At 72.7% G+C, this 22981-nt stretch carries 19 protein-coding genes; 15 read left to right on the forward strand and 4 right to left on the reverse strand.

The features are described 5' to 3' along the window. Positions 1-3: 3 nt before the first annotated feature. The 6 genes from dxr to J7F03_RS07830 all read left to right on the forward strand — a co-directional run bounded on the left by dxr (position 4) and on the right by J7F03_RS07830 (position 7675). Positions 4-1257 carry a 1-deoxy-D-xylulose-5-phosphate reductoisomerase gene (dxr, locus tag J7F03_RS07805; protein WP_214947920.1) on the forward strand — a complete coding sequence of 418 codons (1254 nt, stop codon included), beginning with the start codon at positions 4-6 and terminating at the stop codon, positions 1255-1257. After that, positions 1254-2555, forward strand: a complete 1302-nt coding sequence (locus J7F03_RS07810; RefSeq protein ID WP_214947921.1) for an RIP metalloprotease — start codon at positions 1254-1256, stop codon at positions 2553-2555. Before dxr ends, J7F03_RS07810 begins: the two co-directional genes overlap by 4 nt. 208 nt (positions 2556-2763) lie before the next feature. Continuing rightward, positions 2764-3921: a flavodoxin-dependent (E)-4-hydroxy-3-methylbut-2-enyl-diphosphate synthase gene (gene ispG, locus J7F03_RS07815; RefSeq protein ID WP_214947922.1), complete on the forward strand. Its 1158-nt coding sequence runs from the start codon at positions 2764-2766 to the stop codon at positions 3919-3921. Positions 3922-4291: 370 nt separating this feature from the next. Continuing rightward, on the forward strand, positions 4292-5137 hold the full coding sequence (locus J7F03_RS07820; RefSeq protein WP_214947923.1) for a GNAT family N-acetyltransferase: 846 nt from the start codon (positions 4292-4294) through the stop codon (positions 5135-5137). Between the two features lie 225 nt (positions 5138-5362). Next, on the forward strand, positions 5363-5935 hold the full coding sequence (locus J7F03_RS07825) for a GNAT family N-acetyltransferase (RefSeq protein WP_214947924.1): 573 nt from the start codon (positions 5363-5365) through the stop codon (positions 5933-5935). 42 nt (positions 5936-5977) lie between these two features. Next, complete coding sequence (locus tag J7F03_RS07830; RefSeq protein ID WP_214947925.1) at positions 5978-7675, forward strand: proline--tRNA ligase; 1698 nt, start codon at positions 5978-5980, stop codon at positions 7673-7675. Between the two features lie 20 nt (positions 7676-7695). Here J7F03_RS07830 and J7F03_RS07835 read toward each other — a convergent pair whose 3' ends face one another. The 4 genes from J7F03_RS07835 to J7F03_RS07850 form a co-directional block, all read right to left on the reverse strand. Next, positions 7696-8652: a slipin family protein gene (locus J7F03_RS07835; RefSeq protein ID WP_251071561.1), complete on the reverse strand. Its 957-nt coding sequence runs from the start codon at positions 8650-8652 to the stop codon at positions 7696-7698. Between the two features lie 42 nt (positions 8653-8694). Continuing rightward, entirely contained in the window at positions 8695-9597 is a 903-nt protein-coding gene (locus J7F03_RS07840) for an aminoglycoside phosphotransferase family protein (protein ID WP_214947926.1), read from the reverse strand. A gap of 85 nt (positions 9598-9682) precedes the next feature. After that, a complete protein-coding gene (locus J7F03_RS07845) occupies positions 9683-10138 on the reverse strand; it encodes a ferritin-like domain-containing protein (protein ID WP_308379208.1) in 456 nt (151 codons plus the stop codon). Beyond that, a complete protein-coding gene (locus J7F03_RS07850) occupies positions 10135-10680 on the reverse strand; it encodes a hypothetical protein (RefSeq protein ID WP_214947927.1) in 546 nt (181 codons plus the stop codon). The genes J7F03_RS07845 and J7F03_RS07850 overlap by 4 nt, the downstream gene beginning before the upstream one ends. Before the next feature lie 155 nt (positions 10681-10835). Here J7F03_RS07850 and rimP point away from each other — a divergent pair, with 155 nt between their 5' ends. From rimP to J7F03_RS07895, 9 genes are all read left to right on the forward strand, one after another. Next, positions 10836-11333, forward strand: a complete 498-nt coding sequence (gene rimP / locus J7F03_RS07855; protein WP_214947928.1) for a ribosome maturation factor RimP — start codon at positions 10836-10838, stop codon at positions 11331-11333. A 2-nt stretch (positions 11334-11335) separates the two neighbouring features. Beyond that, positions 11336-12412 (forward strand): transcription termination factor NusA, encoded by a 1077-nt coding sequence (gene nusA / locus J7F03_RS07860; RefSeq protein ID WP_214947929.1) that lies wholly within the window; start codon positions 11336-11338, stop codon positions 12410-12412. A gap of 179 nt (positions 12413-12591) precedes the next feature. Beyond that, positions 12592-12879, forward strand: coding sequence for a YlxR family protein (locus tag J7F03_RS07865; RefSeq protein WP_214947930.1), 288 nt, complete (start codon positions 12592-12594; stop codon positions 12877-12879). Positions 12880-13033: 154 nt separating this feature from the next. Beyond that, on the forward strand, positions 13034-16180 hold the full coding sequence (infB, locus tag J7F03_RS07870; RefSeq protein WP_214947931.1) for a translation initiation factor IF-2: 3147 nt from the start codon (positions 13034-13036) through the stop codon (positions 16178-16180). Positions 16181-16333: 153 nt separating this feature from the next. Continuing rightward, entirely contained in the window at positions 16334-16627 is a 294-nt protein-coding gene (locus J7F03_RS07875; RefSeq protein WP_030161467.1) for a DUF503 domain-containing protein, read from the forward strand. Positions 16628-16655: 28 nt separating this feature from the next. Next, positions 16656-17108, forward strand: a complete 453-nt coding sequence (rbfA, locus tag J7F03_RS07880) for a 30S ribosome-binding factor RbfA (protein WP_214947932.1) — start codon at positions 16656-16658, stop codon at positions 17106-17108. Next, positions 17105-18013 carry a tRNA pseudouridine(55) synthase TruB gene (gene truB / locus J7F03_RS07885; protein ID WP_214947933.1) on the forward strand — a complete coding sequence of 303 codons (909 nt, stop codon included), beginning with the start codon at positions 17105-17107 and terminating at the stop codon, positions 18011-18013. Before rbfA ends, truB begins: the two co-directional genes overlap by 4 nt. A 282-nt stretch (positions 18014-18295) precedes the next feature. Next, a complete protein-coding gene (locus J7F03_RS07890) occupies positions 18296-21859 on the forward strand; it encodes a serine protease (protein ID WP_214947934.1) in 3564 nt (1187 codons plus the stop codon). A gap of 58 nt (positions 21860-21917) precedes the next feature. Then, entirely contained in the window at positions 21918-22886 is a 969-nt protein-coding gene (locus J7F03_RS07895; RefSeq protein ID WP_214947935.1) for a bifunctional riboflavin kinase/FAD synthetase, read from the forward strand. The last annotated feature ends 95 nt before the right edge of the window (positions 22887-22981 follow it).

Here is a 22981-nt window from a genome sequence, read left to right on the forward strand (position 1 = left end):
GGCATGAGCGACCGTCCAGCCCCCCTCGCCGATCCGCACCTCCTCTTCGACCCCGCGGCCGGCCGCCGGGACATCGTCATCCTCGGCTCCACCGGTTCCATCGGGACCCAGGCCATCGACCTGGCCCTGCGCAACCCGGACCGGTTCCGGGTCACCGCGCTGTCCGCCGCCGGCGGGCGGGTCGCCCTGCTGGCCGAGCAGGCCCGGCTGCTGCGCGTGAAGACCGTGGCCGTCGCGCGTGAAGACGTCGTACCGGCCCTGAAGGAAGCGCTGGACGCCCAGTACGGTGCCGGCGAGCCGCTGCCCGAGATCCTCGCGGGGCCCGAGGCCGCGACCGAGCTCGCCGCCTCCGAGTGCCACACCGTCCTCAACGGCATCACCGGCTCCATCGGCCTCGCGCCCACCCTCGCCGCGCTGCGAGCCGGCCGGACCCTGGCCCTCGCCAACAAGGAGTCGCTGATCGTCGGCGGCCCGCTGGTGAAGGCCCTCGCGAAGCCCGGCCAGATCATCCCGGTCGACTCCGAGCACGCGGCGCTCTTCCAGGCGCTCGCCGCCGGCACCCGCGCCGATGTGCGCAAGCTCGTGGTCACCGCCTCCGGCGGGCCCTTCCGCGGCCGGACCCGCGCCGAGCTGGCCTCGGTCACCGTCAAGGACGCCCTGGCCCACCCCACTTGGGCGATGGGCCCGGTGATCACCATCAACTCGGCGACCCTGGTCAACAAGGGCCTGGAAGTCATCGAGGCGCACCTGCTCTACGACATCCCCTTCGAGCGCATCGCGGTCGTGGTCCATCCGCAGTCCTACGTCCACTCGATGGTGGAGTTCACGGACGGCTCCACGCTCGCCCAGGCCACCCCGCCGGACATGCGCGGCCCGATCGCCATCGGCCTCGGCTGGCCCCAGCGGATCCCCGACGCGGCCCCCGCCTTCGACTGGACCAAGGCGTCGACGTGGGAGTTCTTCCCGCTGGACACCGAGGCCTTCCCGTCGGTGGGCCTGGCCCGGCACGTGGGCACCCTGGGCGGTACCGCGCCCGCCGTGTTCAATGCGGCGAACGAGGAGTGCGTAGAGGCGTTCCTGGCCGGTCGGCTGCCGTTCACAGCAATCATGGATACGGTCTCTGCCGTGGTCGATGAGCACGGGACCCCGGACACGGGAACTTCTCTCACGGTCGCGGACGTCCTTGAAGCGGAGACCTGGGCCAGGGCCCGGGCACAGGAGATGGCGGCTCGGGCCGCCGTGGAGGCGCGCGCATGACCGTACTGCTGATGGTGATCGGTGTGCTCGTCTTCGTGGTGGGGCTGCTCCTCTCCATCGCCTGGCACGAGCTCGGCCACCTCTCGACGGCCAAGCTCTTCGGCATCCGCGTGCCCCAGTACATGGTCGGCTTCGGGCCGACCCTGTGGTCGCGCAAGAAGGGCGACACCGAGTACGGGCTCAAGGCCATTCCGATGGGCGGCTACATCCGCATGATCGGGATGTTCCCGCCCGGTGAGGACGGCAAGGTCACCGCCCGCTCGACGTCCCCGTTCCGCTCGATGATCGAGGACGCGCGCTCGGCGGCGTACGAGGAGCTGCAGCCGGGCGACGAGACGCGGCTCTTCTACACGCGCAAGCCGTGGAAGCGCGTGATCGTGATGTTCGCGGGACCGTTCATGAACCTGGTCCTGGCGATGGCGATCTTCTTCGGCGGATGGATGACCTTCGGGGTGCAGCAGACGACCACCCAGGTCGCGACGGTCACCGACTGCGTCCTCATGCAGAGCGACAAGCGCAAGGTCTGCAAGGACGGCGACCCGGTGGCCCCGGGCAAGGCCGCGGGCCTGCAGGTCGGCGACAAGATCGTGGCGTTCGACGGCAAGCCGATCGAGGACTGGGACGCCCTTCAGCAGAACATCCGCAAGACCATCGGACCCGCCACCCTCACCGTCCTGCGCGACGGGCAGAAGATCGAGCTCCGCCCGAAGCTCGTGGAGAACCGCGTCGGCAAGACCGACGGCCACGGCGGCTTCGTCAACGGCGAGTACGTGTCGGCCGGCTATCTGGGCGTCAGCGCGAAGTCCGTGGTCGCCCCGCTCACCTTCAGCCAGTCCGTGGACCGCGTGGGCGAGGTCGTCCAGGGCAGCGTGGAGTCCCTGGCCAAGCTCCCGGGCAAGATCCCGGCACTGTGGAACGCCGCCTTCAACGGCGGCGAGCGCGAGCTCGACTCCCCGATGGGCATCGTCGGCGCGGCCCGTATCAACAGCGACATCGCGCAACTGTCCATCCCGGCCGAGCAGAAGGTGGCCGGCTGGCTGCAGGTGCTCGGCATGTTCAACCTCGCACTTTTCCTCTTCAACATGCTGCCGCTGCTGCCGCTGGACGGCGGGCACATCGCGGGGGCCCTGTGGGAGTCGGTGCGCCGCGGTTTCGCACGGATCTTCCGGCGGGGCGACCCGGGCCCGTTCGACGTGGCGAAGCTGATGCCCGCCGCGTACGTGGTGGCCGGCGTCTTCCTCTGCTTCACGCTGCTGGTGCTCGTCGCCGACGTGGTGAACCCGATCAGGATCACCTGATCGAACGTTCGGTGGACGGCCGTGCGAACGCCGGTACCTCAGCCGTAACGGAGCCGGGCACGCATCGTGCCCGGCTCCCTACGTTCGGGTGGCGCGCCCCCTGCGATGCGCGGGGCGCTCGCTGCTTGGCGTAATCTCGAAGGCTGGAGCCCGCCGATCTCGGGACCTTGATCCACACCTTGATCCACACCTTGGGGTTGCACAGCAGATGACTGCCATCTCTCTCGGAATGCCGGCCGTGCCGACGAAGCTTGCCGACCGCAGGGTCAGCCGCAAGATCCAGGTCGGCTCCGTGGCCGTCGGCGGCGACGCACAGATCTCGGTGCAGTCGATGACCACCACCCGGACCTCCGACATCGGCGCCACGCTCCAGCAGATCGCGGAGCTGACCGCCTCCGGCTGCGACATCGTGCGCGTGGCCTGCCCGACGCAGGACGACGCCGACGCGCTCGCCGTGATCGCGAAGAAGTCCAACATCCCGGTCATCGCCGACATCCACTTCCAGCCGAAGTACGTGTTCGCCGCGATCGACGCCGGCTGCGCCGCCGTCCGCGTGAACCCGGGCAACATCAAGCAGTTCGACGACAAGGTCAAGGAGATCGCGCGGGCCGCCAAGGACGCGGGCACCCCGATCCGGATCGGCGTCAACGCGGGCTCGCTCGACGCCCGACTGCTGAAGAAGTACGGCAAGGCCACCCCCGAGGCGCTGGTCGAGTCCGCGCTGTGGGAGGCCTCCCTCTTCGAGGAGCACGGCTTCAGCGACATCAAGATCTCGGTCAAGCACAACGACCCGGTCGTCATGGTCAACGCCTACCGCCAGCTGGCCGCCCAGTGCGAGTACCCGCTGCACCTCGGCGTCACCGAGGCCGGCCCCGCCTTCCAGGGCACCATCAAGTCCGCCGTCGCCTTCGGCGCGCTGCTCTCCGAGGGCATCGGCGACACCATCCGCGTCTCGCTGTCGGCCCCGCCGGTGGAGGAGATCAAGGTCGGCAGGCAGATCCTGGAGTCGCTGAACCTCAAGCAGCGCCGCCTGGAGATCGTGTCCTGCCCGTCGTGCGGGCGCGCGCAGGTGGACGTGTACAAGCTGGCCGAGGAGGTCACGGCGGGCCTGGAGGGCATGGAGGTCCCGCTGCGCGTCGCGGTCATGGGCTGCGTCGTGAACGGTCCGGGCGAGGCCCGCGAGGCCGACCTCGGTGTCGCCTCCGGCAACGGCAAGGGCCAGATCTTCGTGAAGGGCGAGGTCATCAAGACCGTGCCGGAGTCGAAGATCGTGGAGACCCTGATCGAGGAAGCGATGAAGATCGCCGAGCAGATGGAGAAGGACGGCGTGATGTCGGGCGAACCGACGGTAGCGATCGGCGTGTAGCTCCGCGGTCTGCTCCTCCGCCCACACCCCCCAACGGGCCCGGCGCCGCCCCAGGCGGCCCCGGGCCCGTTGCGCTGCTCGGGCCTGCGGCTGCTCGGGCCTGCGGCCGGGCCGGTGGCCCGTTGGGCCGGGGGGCTGGGGCGGCACGGCTGCTGCGCGAGGCCCGCCCGTGGCGGCCTGACGCCGGGCCCTGCGGGGCTGCCCCCTCCCCACCCTTCGACCGTTCCCTGGAGCTCCGCACCGGCACCCGGATGCCCCGCCGAGGCCACCCGGCGAGCCGGCCGCCAAGGCCCCCGCAGGGGCCGCGCGGCATCCCCAAGCCGCTCCGGGTACAGTGCGGAGATCAGCAGACTTGCATGGTGAGGCCCCAGTGTTGACGCAGACCACCACCCGGGTCCTAGAGCCCAGTGATCTTGACGCCGCGCTCGAGATCCTCGGACGCGAGCCGGTCGAGAACGCCTTCATCACCTCCCGGGTCCAGGTCGCCGGGCTCGATCCGTGGCGCCTGGGCGGCGAGATGTGGGGCTGGTACGCCGACGGGGAACTCCGCTCGCTCTGCTACGCCGGCGCCAATCTGGTGCCCGCCTGCGCCGGCCCCGAGGCCATCCGCGCCTTCGCCGACCGGGCCCGCCGCACCGGCCGCCGCTGTTCCTCCATCGTCGGTCCGGCCGACGCCACCCGACTGCTGTGGCAGCTTCTGGAGCCCAGCTGGGGGCCGGCCCGCGACGTCCGCTCCCATCAGCCGCTCATGGTCACCGACCAGCCGTCCACCGAGGTCGCCGCCGACCCGCGGGTCCGCCGGGTCGGCAAGGACGAGATGGACCTGATCATGCCCGCCTGCGTCGCCATGTTCACGGAGGAGGTCGGCATCTCCCCGATGGCCGGCGACGGGGGCCTGCTCTACCAGGCCCGGGTCGCCGAGCTGGTCGCCAGCGGCCGTTCCTTCGCCCGGGTCGAGGACGGCAAGGTCGTCTTCAAGGCGGAGATCGGCGCCGCCACCCCGCGCGCCTGCCAGATCCAGGGCGTGTGGGTGGCCCCCGAGTTCCGCGGCCGCGGACACTCCGAGACCGGGATGGCCGCCGTCGTCGAGTACGCGCTCAGGGACGTGGCCCCCGTGGTGAGCCTCTACGTCAACGACTACAACACCGCCGCGCGCGCCTCCTACCGCCGGGTCGGCTTCCGCGAGGTCGGCGCGTTCATGAGCGTCCTGTTCTGAGCGTCCTGTTCTGAGCGCCCTGTTCTGAGCGCCCTGTTCTGAGCCTCCCGTTCTGAGCCTCCCGTTCTGAGCGTCCCGTTCCGAGGGGCCCGTCCGAGCTCCCTGCTCCGAGGGCGTCCCGCGTCCCGATCCGGGCGTTCTGTTCCGGACGCACCGCCCGCCCCCGCCCCCGCGAGCCCGCCGGTGGCATACCCGCAGGCCGGGGCGGCCCAGTAAGGTCGCCGCATGCTGCCAACCCCCGGGGGAGAAGACCCCGCCCGGCCCGCCGGACTACGGATCGGGCACCTCGACCTCGCCGACCGGGTCGACGAGGCCCTGCGCGTGCAGGCCGTGGCCTTCGGGCTCAGCGAGGAAGAGGTCGGCATCCGGCGCTACATCGTCCAGCGCCACATGACCTGCCGCGGCGCCCGCGCGCTCGGCGCCTTCACCGAGGACGGGGCGCTCGCCGGGTTCGTCTACGGCATGCCCAACGACCGCGCGCACTGGTGGTCCGGGGTCGTGGAGCCGTACCTGCGGGCCGGCGGCCACGACGGCTGGCTCGACGGCTCCTTCGTGATCACCGAGCTCCACGTTCACCCCGGTTTCCAGGGCCACGGCGTCGGTCGCGCCCTCATCACCACGATCACCGACACCGCCGAAGAGCCGCGCTCGATCCTCTCCGCGATCGACATCGACAGCCCCGCCAGGGGGCTCTACCGGACCCTCGGCTACCGCGACCTCGCCCGCCCGGTCCACTTCCCGAGCGCGAGCCTCCCGTACGCCGTCATGGGCGCCCCCCTGCCCCTGCGCAGGCCCTGAAAGCGTTTCCGCCGCCCCGGGTGGCCCCGGTAGCCTCCCGTCATGTCAACGCAACACGTGCAGCGCATGTCCCGCCTCATGGCCAAGACCCTCCGCGAGGATCCGGCCGACGCCGAGACCCTCAGCCACCGCCTCCTCGTCCGGGCCGGCTACGTCCGGCGCACCTCCGCCGGGGTGTGGAGCTGGCTGCCGCTCGGCAAGCGGGTCCTGGACAACGTCTCGCGCGTCGTCCGCGAGGAGATGGACGCGATCGGGGCGCAGGAAGTGCTGCTCCCCGCGCTGCTGCCGAAGGAGCCGTACGAGGTCAGCGGGCGCTGGTCGGAGTACGGGGACCTGCTGTTCCGGCTCAAGGACCGCAAGGGCGCGGACTATCTGCTCGGCCCCACCCACGAGGAGATCTTCACCCTGCTGGTCAAGGACCAGTGCACGTCCTACAAGGACCTGCCGGTCATGCTGTACCAGATCCAGATCAAGTACCGGGACGAGGCGCGGCCCCGGTCGGGCGTCCTGCGCGGCCGCGAGTTCCACATGAAGGACTCGTACTCCTTCGACGTGTCCGACGAGGGCCTGGCGCAGTCGTACGCCCTCCACCGCGCGGCCTACCAGCGGATCTTCGAGCGGCTCGGCCTCGACCACCGGATCGTGTCGGCGGTGTCGGGCGCGATGGGCGGCTCGGCGTCCGAGGAGTTCCTCGCGCCGGCGGCGGCGGGCGAGGACACCTTCGTGGACTGCCCCTCCTGCGACTACGCGGCCAACACGGAGGCGGTGACCTTCGCCCTGACACCGGCCGAGGGTGAGCACGGCCCGCTGGAGGAGATCCCCACCCCCGACACCCCCACCATCGAGACCCTGGCGGCGCACCTGGGCGTCCCCGCGTCGACGACGCTGAAGAACCTCCTCGTCAAGGTGGACGGCGAGATCACGGCCGTCGGCGTACCGGGGGACCGGGAGGTCGACCTGGGCAAGCTCGGCGAGCATCTGGCCCCGGCGGTGGTGGAGTTGGTGACGGCGGAGGACTTCGCCGGCCGGCCCGATCTGGTACGCGGCTACGTGGGCCCGCAGGGTCTGGGGAAGGTCCCCTACCTCGCCGATCCCCGTATCGCGCCCGGCACTTCATGGGTGACCGGGGCCAACAAGCCCGGTACGCACGCCCGGAACGTGGTCTGCGGGCGGGACTTCGAGGTGGACCGGTACCTGGACGTGGTGGTCGTCGAAGCGGGCGACCCCTGCCCTTCGTGCGGCGCGGGGCTGCGGCTGGACCGGGCGATCGAGATCGGGCACATCTTCCAGCTGGGCCGGAAGTACACGGACGCGTTCGGCCTCGACGTCCTCGGCAAGGAGGGCAAGCCCGTCCGGGTCACGATGGGCTCCTACGGCATCGGCGTCTCCCGCGCGGTGGCCGCGCTGGCCGAACAGACGGCGGACGAGCGGGGGCTGTGCTGGCCCGCGGCGGTGGCGCCGGCCGATGTCCACGTGGTGGCGGCGGGCAAGGCGGTGCCGCTGGCGCTCGCCGAGTCGGCTGCCGAGGCCCTGGCGGAGGCGGGCCTGCGCGTACTCCTGGACGACCGCGCGGGCCTGTCCCCGGGCGTGAAGCTCACCGACGCGGAGCTGATCGGTGTGCCGTGGATCCTGGTGGCGGGGCGCCGCTCGGCGGAGTCGGTGGTCGAGCTCCAGAACCGCGCGACGGGCACCCGCGAGGAGCTCCCGCTCACGGAGGCCCTGGCCCGTCTGACGCCGTAACCGGACGTGGCGCCGCTCGGCTACCCGGGTTCCGACGGGGGCGGCGGCGAGCCGTCCGGGGACCGGCCGACCCCCGACGCGTCGTCGACCGCGGTCGGCCAGGGGCCTTCGCCGCCCGGGCCGACCGCGGCGGGGCCTTCGGGCGCCGGGCCGACCGCGGCGGGGTCCTCGGGCGCCGGGCCGGCCGGCGGCGGGCCTTGCGCCGGGGCCGTCGCCGGAGGCGCCGCGCGTTCCAGGAAGCGCAGCAGCTCCACCGGGAACGGCAGCACCAGGGTGGAGTTCTTCTCGGCGGCCACGGCGACGACCGTCTGCAGCAGGCGCAGTTGCAGCGCCGCCGGCTGGTCCGACATCACCGCCGCCGCCTGGGCCAGCTTGTGCGAGGCCTGCAGCTCGGCGTCCGCGTTGATCACCCGGGCCCGGCGCTCACGGTCGGCCTCCGCCTGCCGGGCCATCGACCGCTTCATCGTCTCCGGCAGGGACACGTCCTTGATCTCCACCCGGTCGATCTGGACGCCCCAGCCCACCGCCGGGCTGTCGATCATCAGCTCCAGGCCCTGGTTGAGCATCTCCCGGTTGGACAGCAGATCGTCCAGGTCCGACTTTCCGATGATCGACCTGAGCGAGGTCTGTGCCATCTGCGAGACGGCGAAGCGGTAGTCCTCCACCGCCACGATCGCGTTCGCCGGGTCGACGACCTTGAAGTACACGACCGCGTCCACCCGCACCGTGACGTTGTCCCGGGTGATGCCCTCCTGGGCCGGTACCGGCAGCGTCACGATCTGCATGTTCACTTTCCGCATCCGGTCCATCCCGGGCACGATCACGGTGAAGCCCGGCGCCCGGATCTCGTCCCGCAGCCGACCGAAGCGGAAGACGAGGCCCCGCTCGTACTGTTTCACCACACGGGCCGCGGCGCCCACGTAGACCGCGATGCCCACGCCCGCGGCGATTCCCGCTGTCAGCAGTTCTTCGATCATGACGGCCCCTTGCCGGACATACCCCTTTCCTTACGGTATGCCCTACAGCCAGCCCGCGAACTCCAGCAGCTGCTCCGCGTCCCGCCGCCGTCCGGCGGCCAGCGCCCGGTTGCCGGACTCGACCGCCCGGAACAGCGTCCAGCCCCGCAGCCGGTCACGGTCCACCTCGAGCGCGTCGGCCAGCTTGTTCACCCGGCGGCGGGCGCCCGCGGCCCCCGCCGAGGAGGCCACCTGGTCCTCCAGGCGGTCCCGTACCAGCCGTGCCAGGTCGTACGCCCGCTCGCCGACCATCGGGTCCGGGCCCACCGCCAGCCACGGCGCTCGCTCGCCGGCGAGGACCTTGCCCTGCCGGAAGTTCCCGTGAAGCAGCAGTTCCTCGGCCGGCGCGGCCGTGAGCTCCTCGCGGGCCGCGAGCGCCGCCGAAGCCAGCTCCGCCGCCTCCGCGGGGGCCTTCCGCAAGGCCTCGGCCTGCGCGGACGTCCGCTCGGCGACCGTCTCCCAGCCGTGCCCGGGCGTCGGGGCGACCCACAGCCTGCGCAGCGTGCCGCAGGCCTCCAGCAGCGCCTTCGCCTCAGGCAGCGAGCGCAGCGAGACCTCGGCGTGCAGCCGCTCCAGCAGCAGCGCCCCGTCCTCGTCGTGGTGGCGCGTGTCGAGGACCCGTACGGCCCCGAATCCGCCCCAGTGGGCCAGCGCGGCCAGTTCCCGGTCGGGCCGCAGGGCCGGCGGGGCCAGCTTCAGCGCGGCCGGGGTGCCGTCGGGGTACCGGACGAGGACGACCAGGCTGCTGCGGCCGCCGGGGGCCTGCACCCGCTGGGCCTCTACCCCACGCCGGGCCAGCGCGGTCTCCGTCAGCCGGGGCAACTGCTCCAGCCAGTCAGCGATCCGAGCAGGTTCCGGCAGCTCGCCGAGCGCCCGTACGAGCCGCTGCGGCGGTTCGAAAGCCATGCGTGAGTGGTCCCTTTCAGCTGTGCGCGGGCTCGTCGCGCATGCTTGCGCGCTGGTTCCGCACGGGGTCTGCGCCGGTTCCGCGCTAGTTCTGCGCCGCGGACGCGCGTTCCGTGAGCCCAGGGAAGGCTACGCCGACACCGCGCCAGCGTGCCGCGCGCACGGCCGCGGCGCTCAGCGCGTCGGCCGCCTCGCGGCGCAGCCGGCCCTCGGCGGCGCGCACCAGATCGGAGTACGCGCCCGCCACCCGGTCCTCGATCACGGCGGCCAGCCGCTCGGCGTCGGCGGGCGTGCGCACGGTGAACGGCAGCGTGTACGCGGCCTCCGACGGGCGGGGGGAACCACCCAGCTCACGCACGGTGCGGGCGAGCGCGTCGCGACGCGCGAGGTGGCCGCCGTGGGCCTCGCGGGCCTCGGCGCCGCGGGCGCCCGAGGTCCGGGCGCCGATCACGCCGTAGCCGTACGCGGCGGCGTGCTCGGCGGCGAGCGCGGACTGCGCGGCCTGGAGGACCTGGTCGGCGGGGGAGGGTTCGGGGGTCACGAGGAGGCTCCCGGGGTCGAGGTCAGCAGGTAGGCGTGTACGTGGCCGCAGGCGGCCAGCGAGGCCAGCATCCGGGCCAGCTCCCCGGGGGCGCCGGCCAGCGAGATCGTCCGTGCCTCGGCCAGGCTCCGCTCGGCGTCCGAGAGCGCGGTCAGCGCGTCGGCGGGCTTCGGGGGCACCGGTTCGGCGCCGGGGCCCGGCGCCGCGGCGGCCGCCGTGGCGGAGGCGGAAGGCGAGGGCGGGGCGGACCGGGAGGGAGCGGGCGACGGGGCGTCGGCGAGGGCCGCGGTGTGCGCCGCGACCGAGGCGCGCAGCGGAGCCAGCCGCGGAGCCAGGGCCGGATGGGCGGCGACCGTGGCGTCGTAACGTTCCAGCAGTCGCCCACTGTCACCTGCGGCGCTCTCTCGCATCCGCCGTTCGAGTGGAATCTCGGGCTCCGCGCCGGGCGCGTCCCCGTCGGAGCAACCGCTGAGCAGCGCGGCGCCGGCGATGCCCGCGGCACCGGCGAGCAGGCTTCTTCGCGACGGCAGGATCGAGGGCACGGGGACGTCCTTGGGGTGAGGGCGGGGCAGGGTGTGATCACGGTACCCGGGGCCCCGTCCACAGGGCGGACGGCAACACCCTCCGCGACCGGATACCCTTTGACCTGACACACGACGGAAATAACAACAGCACACGCGGCCGAGGAGTCACCCGGATGAGCACCACCCAGAGCGACAGGCTGCGCGGATTGCTGGAGCCGCTCGTCGCCGCCAAGGGCCTGGACCTCGAGGAGATCGAGATGTCCAAGGCCGGCAAGCGCCGGATGCTGCGCATCATCGTGGATTCCGACGAAGGCGTGGAGCTGGACGCGTGTGCCGAGCTGAGCCGCGAGGTCTCGGACCTGCTGGACGCGACCGAAGCGATGGGTGAGGACGAGTACGTCCTCGAGGTGAGCTCTCCGGGCGCGGACCGCCCGCTGACCGAGCACCGTCACTACATCCGGGCGACCGGCCGTCTCGTGAAGTTCCAGACGTCTGACGGCGGGGAACTGATCGCCCGCATTCTCGAAGTCGACGACGAGGGCATGGACCTCGAAGTCCCGGGCGTGAAGGGCCGCAAGGCGACCGCCCGGCGCATCGCATTCACCGACATCGCCAAGGCGCGTGTCGAGATCGAGTTCAACCGCAAGGACAAGAAGGAAGAGGAGGCGTAGCCGTGGACATCGACATGAGTGCCCTGCGGGGTCTGGTCAGGGAGAAGGAGATCTCCTTCGACCTGCTCGTCGAGGCGATCGAGTCGGCCCTCCTCATCGCGTACCACCGCACCGAGGGAAGCTTCCGGCGCGCACGCGTCGTGCTCGACCGCACCAACGGTCACGTGATCGTGTGGGCGACCGAGGACCCGAGGGACCTGGAAGAGGGCCAGGAGGCCAAGGAGTTCGACGACACCCCGTCGGACTTCGGCCGCATCGCCGCGACGACCGCCAAGCAGGTGATCCTGCAGCGTCTGCGCGACGCCGAGGACGACCTGACCTTCGGCGAGTTCCTGGGCCGCGAGGGTGATGTCATCACCGGCGTGGTGCAGCAGGGCAAGGACCCGAAGAACGTCCTCGTCGACATCGGCAAGATGGAGGCCATGCTGCCGGTGCAGGAGCAGGTCCCCGGCGAGGAGTACACGCACGGGCTGCGCCTGAAGTCGTACGTCGTGCGGGTGGCGAAGGGTGTCCGAGGTCCCTCCGTGACCCTGTCGCGCACCCACCCGAACCTGGTGAAGAAGCTGTTCGCGCTGGAGGTCCCGGAGATCGCCGACGGCAGCGTCGAGATCTGCGCGATCGCCCGTGAGGCCGGTCACCGCAGCAAGATCGCCGTCCGGTCCATGCGCTCCGGCCTCAACCCGAAGGGCGCCTGCATCGGCCCGATGGGCAGCCGCGTGCGCAACGTGATGGCCGAGCTGCACGGCGAGAAGATCGACATCGTCGACTGGTCGGACGACCCGGCGGAGATGGTCGCGAACGCCCTGTCACCCGCCCGGGTGAGCAAGGTCGAGGTCGTCGACTGGGACACCCGCTCCGCGCGGGTGACCGTGCCCGACTACCAGCTGTCGCTGGCCATCGGCAAGGAGGGCCAGAACGCCCGCCTCGCCGCCCGCCTCACCGGCTGGCGCATCGACATCCGTCCCGACACCGAGCAGCCCTCGGACGGTGACGGCCGCGGCGAGCGCCGGGAAGAGCGTCGGGAAGAGCGCCGCGACGACCGGCGTGACGACCGTCGCGATGACCACCGCGGGGAATAAATCCGGTACCGCCCGGGGCTGACCGGGCGGTAGAACAAGAACAAAGAGACTTGGTCCGGGGTACGCGGCCGGCCGCCGCCGAGGTTTCGGCGGCGGGGCCCGACCCGGTGGATCACGACAACGTCCGTTCGATTTTTCGCCCGAAGGGGTGAGGTCGGTGCGGGGAGGTAGACTTAAGCGTGTCTGGCCGGACGCAAGCCCGCGCATGCCCCGAACGCACCTGTGTGGGGTGTCGGGAGCGAGCGGCCAAGAGCGATCTGCTGCGCATCGTGGCGGTCGGTGACGAATGCGTCTCCGATGCACGCGGTACGCTGCCCGGCCGGGGTGCCTACGTGCACCCGGTCGTGGTCTGCCTCGACCAGGCGGTCCGCCGCAGAGCATTCCCCCGGGCCCTACGGTCCGCAGGAGCGCTCGACACGGCAGGACTGCGCAATGCCGTGGCCGGTGAGGCCGAGGCGACACCGTAAGAAGAACGTAGTACGGCACGGATCACCGTGCGGTCAGGTACCTCGCGAGTTGGAAGTAGGTCGAGATTGCGATGAGCACCACTCGATGAGTACGCGATGAGTACGCCCATGAAGTAGCGACGGTCCGGCGTAACCCGGACCTAAAAGGAGCGAAGTGGCTAAGGTCCGGGTATACGAACTCGCTAAGGAGTTCGGAGTTGAGAGCAAGGTCGTCATGGCCAAGCTCCAGGAACTCGGTGAGTTCGTCCGTTCGGCGTCCTCGACCATCGAGGCGCCGGTCGTTCGCAAGTTGACCGACGCACTGCAGGGTCCCGGCGGCAACGCCGGCAAGGCCCCTGCGAAGCCGGGCGCGCCCCGTAGCGCCGCGCCGGCCAAGCCCGGGGCCCCGACCCCGGGTCCCGCACGTCCCGCTGCGCCGAAGCCCGGCGCACCGGCCCCCAAGCCGGTCGTCGCAGAGGCTCCGGCCGCCGCGGCGCCCGCCCCGGTGACTCCGGCCGCCTCCGGCCCGCGTCCCGGCCCGAAGGCTCCGGCCGCCCCGAAGCCCGCTCCGGCGGCTCCCGTGGTGACCGAGTTCTCCGCGCCTCCGGCGGCTCCGGCCGCCCCGGCGCGCACCGAGCGTCCCGCCGCCGCGGCTCCCGGCCCCCGTCCGGCGCAGCAGCGTCCGGCCCAGGGTCAGGGTGGCCAGGCCGGCGCCCGTCCCGGCGCCCCGCGTCCGGCCGGTGCCGCTCCGGCGCGCGCCGAGCGTCCCGCCGGTCCCGGTGTCCAGGCTCCGCGTCCGCAGGGCGCCCGTCCGGCCGGTCCCCGTCCGGGCAACAACCCCTTCACCTCTGGTGGCTCCACCGGCATGGCGCGCCCGCAGGCGCCCCGTCCGGCCGGCGCTCCCCGTCCCGGCGCCCCCGGCGCCGACCGCGGCCAGGGTGGCGCTCCGCGTCCGCAGGGCGGCCCCGGCGGCGCTCCGCGTCCGCAGGGTGCCGGCGCTGGTCGTCCGACCCCGGGCGGCATGCCGCGTCCGCAGGGCGGCGCACGCCCCGCTGGTGGCCCTGGCGGTGCTCCCGGTGGTAACCGTCCGAACCCGGGCATGATGCCGCAGCGTCCCGCTGCCGGTAGTCCCGGTCCCCGTCCCGGTGGCGGCCCCGGTGGCCGTGGTCCTGGTGCGGGCGGTGCCCGTCCCGGCGGCGCCGGTGGCGCCGGTCGTCCCGCGGGCGGCGGCTTCGCCGGTCGTCCGGCCGGTCCGGGCTCGCGTCCCGGCGGCGGTGGCGGCTTCGGCGGTCCCCGTCCCGGTGGCGGCGGCTTCGGCGGCGGTCCGGCTGGTGCCGGCGGCGGCGGTCGTCCCGGCTTCGGCGGGCGTCCCGGTGGTCCCGGTGCCCGTGGTGGCACGCAGGGTGCCTTCGGCCGTCCCGGTGGTCCGGCGCGTCGTGGTCGCAAGTCCAAGCGTCAGAGGCGCCAGGAGTACGAGGCCATGCAGGCCCCGTCCGTCGGCGGCGTGATGCTGCCCCGCGGCCACGGCGAGACCGTTCGCCTGTCGCGCGGTGCGTCCCTCACCGACTTCGCGGAGAAGATCAACGCCAACCCGGCGTCGCTCGTCGCCGTGATGATGAACCTCGGCGAGATGGTCACTGCCACGCAGTCCGTCTCCGACGAGACCCTCGAAATGCTGGCCGGCGAGATGAACTACACCGTTCAGATCGTCAGCCCGGAGGAAGAGGACCGCGAGCTCCTTGAGGGCTTCGACATCGAGTTCGGCGAGGACGAGGGCGGCGAGGAATTCCTCATGCCGCGTCCGCCGGTCGTGACCGTCATGGGTCACGTCGACCACGGTAAGACCCGACTGCTCGACGCCATCCGCAAGACGAACGTCGTTGCGGGCGAGGCCGGCGGCATCACGCAGCACATCGGTGCCTACCAGGTCGGTACCGAGGTCAACGGTGAAGAGCGCAAGATCACCTTCATCGACACCCCGGGTCACGAGGCGTTCACCGCCATGCGTGCACGTGGTGCCAAGTCGACCGACATCGCGATCCTCGTGGTCGCGGCCAACGACGGCGTCATGCCGCAGACGATCGAGGCGCTCAACCACGCCAAGGCCGCCGGCGTCCCGATCGTCGTCGCGGTCAACAAGATCGACGTCGAGGGTGCCGACCCGGTCAAGGTGCGCGGTCAGCTCACCGAGTTCGGTCTGGTCGCCGAGGAGTACGGCGGCGACACGATGTTCGTCGACATCTCCGCCAAGCAGGGTCTGCACATCGACTCCCTGCTCGAGGCCGTCGTCCTCACCGCCGACGCCTCGCTCGACCTGCGCGCCAACCCGGAGCAGGACGCTCAGGGTATTGCGATCGAGTCCCACCTCGACCGCGGCCGCGGTGCCGTTGCCACCGTCCTCGTCCAGCGCGGTACCCTCCGCGTCGGCGACACGATGGTCGTGGGCGACGCCCACGGCCGAGTGCGCGCCATGCTCGACGACAAGGGCAACAACGTCGAGGAAGCGGGTCCGTCGACCCCCGTCCTGGTCCTGGGTCTCACCAACGTCCCCGGCGCCGGCGACAACTTCCTCGTCGTGGACGAGGACCGTACGGCCCGTCAGATCGCCGAGAAGCGTGCTGCGCGTGAGCGCAACGCCAACTTCGCCAAGCGCGTGCGTCGTGTGTCCCTCGAGGACCTCGACTCCGTGCTCAAGGCCGGTCTGGTCCAGGAACTCAACCTCATCATCAAGGGCGACGCGTCCGGTGCGGTCGAGGCTCTCGAGTCCTCGCTGCTCCAGCTCGACGTCGGTGAAGAGGTCGACATCCGGGTCCTGCACCGCGGTGTGGGTGCGGTCACCGAGTCCGACATCTCGCTGGCGATGGGCTCCGACGCCATCGTCATCGGTTACAACGTCCGTGCGGCCGGCCGTGCCGCGCAGATGGCGGACCGCGAGGGTGTCGACGTCCGCTACTACTCGGTGATCTACCAGGCCATCGAGGAGATCGAGGCGGCCCTCAAGGGTCTGCTCAAGCCGGAGTACGAAGAGGTCGAGCTCGGTACGGCGGAGGTCCGCGAGGTCTTCCGCTCGTCCAAGCTGGGCAACATCGCGGGTGTTCTCATCCGCTCCGGCGAGGTCAAGCGCAACACCAAGGCGCGGCTCCTGCGCGATGGCAAGGTCATCGCCGAGAGCCTCACCATCTCCGGTCTGCGCCGCTTCAAGGACGATGTCACCGAGATCCGTGAAGGCTTCGAGGGCGGTATCAACCTCGGTAGCTACAACGACATCAAGATCGACGACGTCATCGCGACGTACGAGATGCGCGAGAAGCCCCGCGCGTAAGCGCGTGGCGGTTCGTACCGTGTCGTAACACCGGGGCCGGTCGGCGGAATATCCGTCGATCGGCCCCGGCCGTTGCGTGTACGGTTCTGGTGACCCTGCCGCGCGACGGCCGGCAGGTCACCGAACCCGCACCGGCGGGATATCCGGAACTGCATGTACGTGGGGACTCTGTCCTTCGATCTGCTCCTCGGCGACGTTCACTCGCTGAAGGAGAAACGCTCCGTCGTCCGGCCCATCGTCGCCGAGCTCCAGCGCAAGTTCTCCGTGAGCGCGGCCGAAGTGGGCGACCAGGACCTGCACCGAAGGGCCCGTATAGGGGTCGCTCTGGTGAGTGGGGACACGGGGTTCCTCTCGGATGTACTGGACCGCTGCGAGCGGCTGGTCGCGGCACGTCCGGAAGTGGAGCTGCTGTCGGTGCGCCGACGACTCCACGGTGATGAAGACTGAACGCAAGACTTGAGAAGGAGACGGACCAGTGGCCGACAATGCGCGGGCGAAGAAGCTGGCGGACCTTATCCGGGAGGTGGTGGCCGAGAAGCTGCAGCGTGGTGTCAAGGACCCCCGCCTCGGTACGCACGTGACCATCACGGACAGCAGGGTCACCGGCGATCTGCGGGAGGCCACGGTCTTCTACACGGTCTACGGCGACGACGAGGCCAGGACCAATGCGGCAGCGGGCCTGGAGAGCGCGAAGGGCGTACTGCGCTCCGCGGTCGGCCGGGCGGCGCAGACCAAGTTCACGCCGACCCTGACCTTCGTGGCGGACGCCCTCCCGGAGACCGCCAAGGGCATCGAGGAGCTCCTCGACAAGGCGCGTGCCTCCGACGCGCAGGTGCGGGAGGTGTCCTCCGGCGCTCAGTACGCCGGTGACGCCGACCCGTACAAGAAGCCGGACGAGGACGAGGACGAGGGCGCAACCGCCGAATGAGCAGCAACGCAGGGAAGACTCCGGACGGCTTGGTCATCGTCGACAAGCCGTCCGGCTTCACTTCGCACGACGTGGTCGCCAAGATGCGCGGGATCGCCAAGACCCGCCGCGTCGGCCACGCCGGCACGCTCGACCCGATGGCGACGGGCGTGCTGGTCCTGGGCATCGAGAAGGCCACCAAGCTCCTCGGCCACCTCGCGCTCACGGAGAAGGAGTACCTCGGCACCATCCGGCTGGGCCAGAACACCCTGACGGACGACGCCGAGGGCGAGATCATCTCCTCGATCGACGCCGCCGGGGTCACCCGCGAGGCCGTGGACGAGGGCATCGCGAAGCTGACCGGCGAGATCATGCAGGTCCCGTCCAAGGTGAGCGCCATCAAGATCAAGGGCGTGCGCTCCTACAAGCGTGCCCGCGACGGCGAGGACTTCGAGATCCCGGCCCGGCCGGTGACCGTCTCGTCGTTCCAGGTGTACGACATGCGCGAGGCGCAGGCGGAGGACGGCACCAAGGTCGTCGACCTCATCGTCTCCGTCGTCTGCTCCAGCGGTACGTACATCCGCGCACTCGCCCGTGACCTGGGCGCCGACCTCGGCGTCGGCGGACACCTCACGGCGCTGCGGCGCACCCGGGTGGGCCCGTACAAGATCGACCGGGCGCGCACGCTCGACCAGCTCCAGGAGGAGCTGACCGTCATGCCGATCGGTGACGCGGCCGCCGCGGCGTTCCCGCGCTGGGACCTGGACGCCCGGCGGGCGTCCCTGCTGGCGAACGGCGTGCGCATCGAGATGCCGCAGGAGTACGAGGCCGGCAAGGCGATCGCGGTCTACGGACCGGACGGGCAGCTGCTCGGGCTCGTGGAGAGCAAGGGCGGCAAGGCGAAGTCGCTGGCGGTCTTCGTCTGAACCGGCTCCGGCCGGCGCGATCCGGCCGGGTGCACTGCCTCGACGAAGGCCCGAAGGCCTTCGACGTGGAGCGGTGAGCGCACATGGACTGCCGCTCACCGCTCCACGACCCCCCTCGGGTAGGTCTCTATCCACCCGGACCCCGATATTCACCCGTCCGAGCAGGCGCTCGGAGTGAATGGAGGGAGTGCAAGGGGGCGCTTTCGCCTCGCGTGCTTTTCCCGCTGATCTTCATCTGCCTACCGTCGTGGATACGGCGCGCGCGGGGCGGGGAGTGGTGCGGTGACGGCGGAACTGGTCAGGATCTGCGATCTAGCCGGTCGCCCGCGGGGCACCGGCTTCGTCGCCGACGACCGCGGGACGGTGGTGACCGGCCACGAGACCGTGGACGGCATGGCCCGGATGGTCCTGCACGGCCCGGGCCCCGGGGAGCGGACGTGCCCGGTGGGCGCCTCGGACGTGACGGCCCTGCCCGAGCTCGGGCTGGCGCTCGTACGCAGTGACGGGCTCGGGGTGCGGCCGCTGCCGATCGCGCTGCGGGAGGAGGTCGCTCCCGGGACGTACGTACGGGTCGCCGCGCGGGGCTGGCGGCAGGCGCGGGTACTGGGCGGGGCGAATGTCACCTACCCGGCGACGGACCGCTCCCACGTGCTGCCGGCGGCGCTGGAACTGGCGATCGGGACCGACGGGCGCGACGCGCTGACGCGGGGCGGGGAGGTCCGCGGGGGCCCGGTGCTGGACTCCGGCACCGGAGCGGTGCTCGCGGTACTGGGCACCGCTCTGCGCGCGGACCACCGCTCCGGAGGCTTCGCGGTGCCCCTCTCGGCAGCGGCCGCCGCCGACCCCGGCGGGCCCCTCGCCGCGCTGCTGCGGACCAATGCCGCCACCGTGCCCGGCCACGGCGGCGACCTGAACCTCGCCGGAGCCCTCCAGCTCACCGGAACCACCCTCGGCGGGGCCTTCGCCGCACTGGGGCCGGAACTCGTGGACCGCCCCGCGATCGCGGCCGAGCTGGACGCCTTCACCGCCGCGGACCGCCCGGTCCTCGCCCTCGTGGGCCTGCCCGGCACCGGCCGCACCACGGCCCTCGCGGCCCTGGCCGTACGCCGCGCCCACGGCCCGATCCCCGCCCCGACCCTCTGGCTCCGGGGCGCCGACCTGTGGGCCCAGGACACCTCGCTGGCCGACGCGGTGACCCGTGCGCTGGCCGGGGCGTCGCGCATCCTGGCGGCTCCGGGGCCCGCGACGACGGCCTCGGCCGCCGCCTCGCTGGTGGCCCGCGCCGGCCGGCCCCTGCTCGTGGTCCTGGACGCGCCGGAGGAGATGCCGCCCGGGCTCGCGCACGCCCTCGGCCCGTGGACCGACGCCACCGCCGCCTGGCTGCGCGCCACCGGGACCCGGCTGGTGATCGCCGCCCGGCCCGAACACTGGGAGCCGGCCGGGAGGTTGTACCCGCCCGGGCTGCTCCACACCCCGGCCCGGCCGGCCCGGCGGCTGCCGCCCGCGCTCCCGATCGGGGATTTCACCCCGGACGAGGCGGAACCGGCCCGGACCCGCCTGGGGATCCCGGCCGACGCGGTCGGGGAAGCCGACGCCCGGCACCCGCTCACGCTGCGACTGCTCGCGCAAGTGCGCGCGGCCGGGGTCACCGCCGGGCGCCCGAGCCGTGACGAGGTCTTCGACGCGCACCTGGACCTGCTGTGCCTGCGGGTGGCCGTCCGCGTGTGCGCCGCGGTCCCGCAGCCCCGTAGACCCGCGGAGCAGCCCGCGGACCAGGCTGTCGGCCTCGGCGGCCTCGGCGGGTCCGGCGGGTCCGGCGGGGACGCGGACGCGGGGACGGGCGTCGACGCCGCACCGGGTCCGGGCCCCGGTGCGGGCGGCGCCGGGGCCGGACCGGCGGACCCGGGCGGGATGCACGGCCCCGGGGTGGCGCGGCTGGCCGCGCGGGTGGCCGGGCGGGCGCACGAGGCCGCGCGGCGATGTCTGGGCCCCGGGCAGGGGCAGCTGGACCGGGCCTCCTTCGAGGAGCTGTTCCCCTGGCGCACCGGCTGGGCCTCCGCCGCGCTCGCCGAGGGGCTGCTGGTGCCCGCCGGCGACGGCTACCGCTTCGCGCACGAGGAACTCTCCGACTGGTTCCAGGCCGCACACCTGGACCTCCCCGCCGCCCTCGACGCCCTGGGCCGCGGCGTCCCCCGCCACCGCATCGGGCCGGTGCTGGAGGCCCTGCTGCGGCTGCCCCCGGGCGAGAGCGGCACGGCGCTGACGCGGCTCCTGGCGGTGCTCGGCGCGGCCACCGACCCCGAGACCCTCTGGTGGGCCGGCCGGCTCCTGCGCGAGACCCTGCTCCGCGCCCCCGACGCCACCCCCCACCTCCCCCTCCTGCACGCCCTCGCCGCACACGTGGCGGACAGCGTCCGGGCGGAGCCGCCCGACGGCCCGGTCGCGGAGCAGCTGGCCGCCACGGAGGCGGCCGCGCATCCGCTCGCGCATCCGCTCGCGCATCCGCTCGCCGGGGAATTCGGAGGATGGTTCTGGAACCGGCTGCGGCTGGCCGAGGAGGATCGCTTCGATCTGCTGCGACGGCTCGTCCCCTGCGACCACCGCTACCTCGACGCCGCCGCCCGGCGGCTCGTCCGGGCACCGCGCCTCGTGCAGCCGCTGCTCTGCGCCTGGTTCCGCGACGAGCGGCGGCTGCTCGGACGGCCCGGGGCCACCGTCGCCACCGCCGCGCAGGCGCTGCTGCACACCCACCGGCGGCTCGCCGTCGACGACCTCGCCGAGGCGCTCGTCACCGCCGCGCACCCCCGGGCCGACGAACTGCTCGCCGTACTCGCCGAGGACGAGCCCTCCGCGCTCTGCCGGGCCGTGGACCGCTGGGCCCACGACCCGCGGCCCGGCCGCCGGGTCGCGGCCGCCGCCCACGGGCCGGCCACCGCCGCGCACGTGCGGACCCCCGCCGACCGCGAGCTGCTGCGCTACGCCGCGCAGGCCCTGCTCGCCCGCCCCGACGACGCCCCCCTGCACGGCAGCGCGCTGGGGATCCTGCTCCGCGACCCCCAGGTCCGGGCCCGCTACCTGCCCGACGCCCTCGCCTGCTTCCGCGACCCCGGGTGCGGGACGCGGCTGCCCGCCTCCGCGCTGGTCGCGGCCCTGCCCGTGCTGCCCGACCCGGACGCGGTGTTCGCCGCCCTGCGGGACCGGGCCGACGGGGAGGTGGTGCGTGCGCTGGCCGCGCTGACGACGCCGGGTCTGGCGCGGCGCGCGGGCGACCTCGTACGGGAGCACCTCGCGCGCCACCCGCAGGACGCCGCGCACGCCGCCGAGTTCGTGGATCGCAGGCTCGAACAGGGGCTGGCCGCCGCCCCCGTGCTCCGCCCGTTCGTACTGGACCTGCTGCGCTGCGGCCCGCCGCGGGTACGGGCCGCGCTGGCATCCGTACTGGCCGCGCCGGGCACGGAGCCCTCGTACACGCTCCGAGGCGAGCTGGCCGACGTACTGCTGGGCGAGGAGCCCGACCCGGAGGTGCTCGACGCGTTCCTCGGCGCGCTGGCGGCGGGGGCCGGCGCGCGCGCCGAGGACCGTACGCGGCAGATGTTGCTGCGCGCCGGCCGCCGGCTGCTGCGGGTACCGGGCGGACCGGCGGTCTTCGAGCGCCGCACGGTCGAGCTGGCCCGGGCCGAGCCGGCCTTCGGAGCGGTCGTGGTCCGCTGGCTGGAGGGGGCCCCGGACGAGGCATCGGCGCTGTTGGGGCCGAGTGCGCGCCGGACCGTGGAGACCCTCGTTCACAGCGCGTCCCGCCCGGCCGACGCCGATGATGGGCACCGGCCACCGGCATGGCAGTCTTAGACCTGCAATCGGCAATCAGTACAGGGCCTACACGGTTCGGGCGAGGAGAGCGGTCACAGTGCAGCGCTGGCGTGGCTTGGAGGACATCCCCCAGGACTGGGGACGCAGCGTCGTCACCATCGGCTCCTACGACGGCGTCCACCGGGGCCATCAGCTGATCATCGGGCGGGCCGTGGCCAAGGCGCGCGAGCTCGGCGTCCCCTCGGTCGTCGTCACCTTCAGCCCGCACCCGAGCGAGGTCGTCCGCCCCGGCAGCCACCCGCCGATCCTGGCCCCGTACGACCGGCGCGCCGAGCTGATGGCCGGACTGGGCGTCGACGCGCTGCTGATCCTGCCCTTCACGGCGGAGTTCTCGCAGCTGTCCCCGGCCGACTTCATCGTCAAGGTGCTCGCCGACAAGCTGCACGCGTGCGCGGTCATCGAGGGGCCGAACTTCCGCTTCGGCCACAAGGCCGCCGGCAACGTCGACTTCCTGCGAGAGCTGGGTGCCACCTACGACTACGAGGTCGAGGTCGTCGACCTGGTGGAGCGCGGCGAGGCGGGCGGCGGAGTGCCGTTCTCCTCGACGCTCGCGCGGGCGCTCGTGGCGCAGGGCGACATGGACGGCGCGGCCGAGATCCTGGGACGGCCGCACCGGGTCGAGGGCGTCGTGGTGCGCGGTGCGCAGCGCGGGCGCGAGCTCGGCTACCCGACGGCGAACGTCGAGACGCAGCCGCACACCGCGATCCCGGCGGACGGGGTGTACGCGGGCTGGCTGACGGCGGACGGCGAGCGGATGCCGGCGGCGATCTCGGTGGGGACGAACCTGCAGTTCGACGCGACCGAGCGGACCGTGGAGGCGTACGCGATCGACCGCGTCGGGCTGGACCTGTACGGCATGCACGTGACCGTCGACTTCCTCGCGTACGTGCGGGGGATGGCGAAGTTCGAGTCGCTCGACGGGCTGTTGGAGGCGATCGCGGACGACGTGAAGCGGGCGCGGGTGCTGACGGAGTCGTATGACGCGGAGGCGCGCGAAGCGCACTAGTACGGGCACCGGCGTGCTGGGCACGCCGGACGGGCGAGGGCCCGTACCGGTCTGGAATGCAGACCGGTACGGGCCCTCGCGCGTTCTTCGGCTGC

This window comes from Streptomyces sp. ISL-43 (assembly GCF_018614195.1).
Classification (GTDB): Bacteria; Actinomycetota; Actinomycetes; order Streptomycetales; family Streptomycetaceae; genus Streptomyces.

Coding starts and splice junctions, on each gene's coding strand:
- rimP (WP_214947928.1), top strand. CDS start 10,836: ATGAGCACCACCCAGAGCGACAGGCTGCGCGGATTGCTGGAGCCGCTC.
- J7F03_RS07830 (WP_214947925.1), top strand. CDS start 5,978: ATGTCAACGCAACACGTGCAGCGCATGTCCCGCCTCATGGCCAAGACC.
- truB (WP_214947933.1), top strand. CDS start 17,105: ATGAGCAGCAACGCAGGGAAGACTCCGGACGGCTTGGTCATCGTCGAC.
- J7F03_RS07810 (WP_214947921.1), top strand. CDS start 1,254: ATGACCGTACTGCTGATGGTGATCGGTGTGCTCGTCTTCGTGGTGGGG.
- J7F03_RS07840 (WP_214947926.1), bottom strand. CDS start 9,597: ATGGCTTTCGAACCGCCGCAGCGGCTCGTACGGGCGCTCGGCGAGCTG.
- J7F03_RS07825 (WP_214947924.1), top strand. CDS start 5,363: ATGCTGCCAACCCCCGGGGGAGAAGACCCCGCCCGGCCCGCCGGACTA.
- J7F03_RS07835 (WP_251071561.1), bottom strand. CDS start 8,652: ATGATCGAAGAACTGCTGACAGCGGGAATCGCCGCGGGCGTGGGCATC.
- ispG (WP_214947922.1), top strand. CDS start 2,764: ATGACTGCCATCTCTCTCGGAATGCCGGCCGTGCCGACGAAGCTTGCC.
- J7F03_RS07875 (WP_030161467.1), top strand. CDS start 16,334: ATGTACGTGGGGACTCTGTCCTTCGATCTGCTCCTCGGCGACGTTCAC.
- dxr (WP_214947920.1), top strand. CDS start 4: ATGAGCGACCGTCCAGCCCCCCTCGCCGATCCGCACCTCCTCTTCGAC.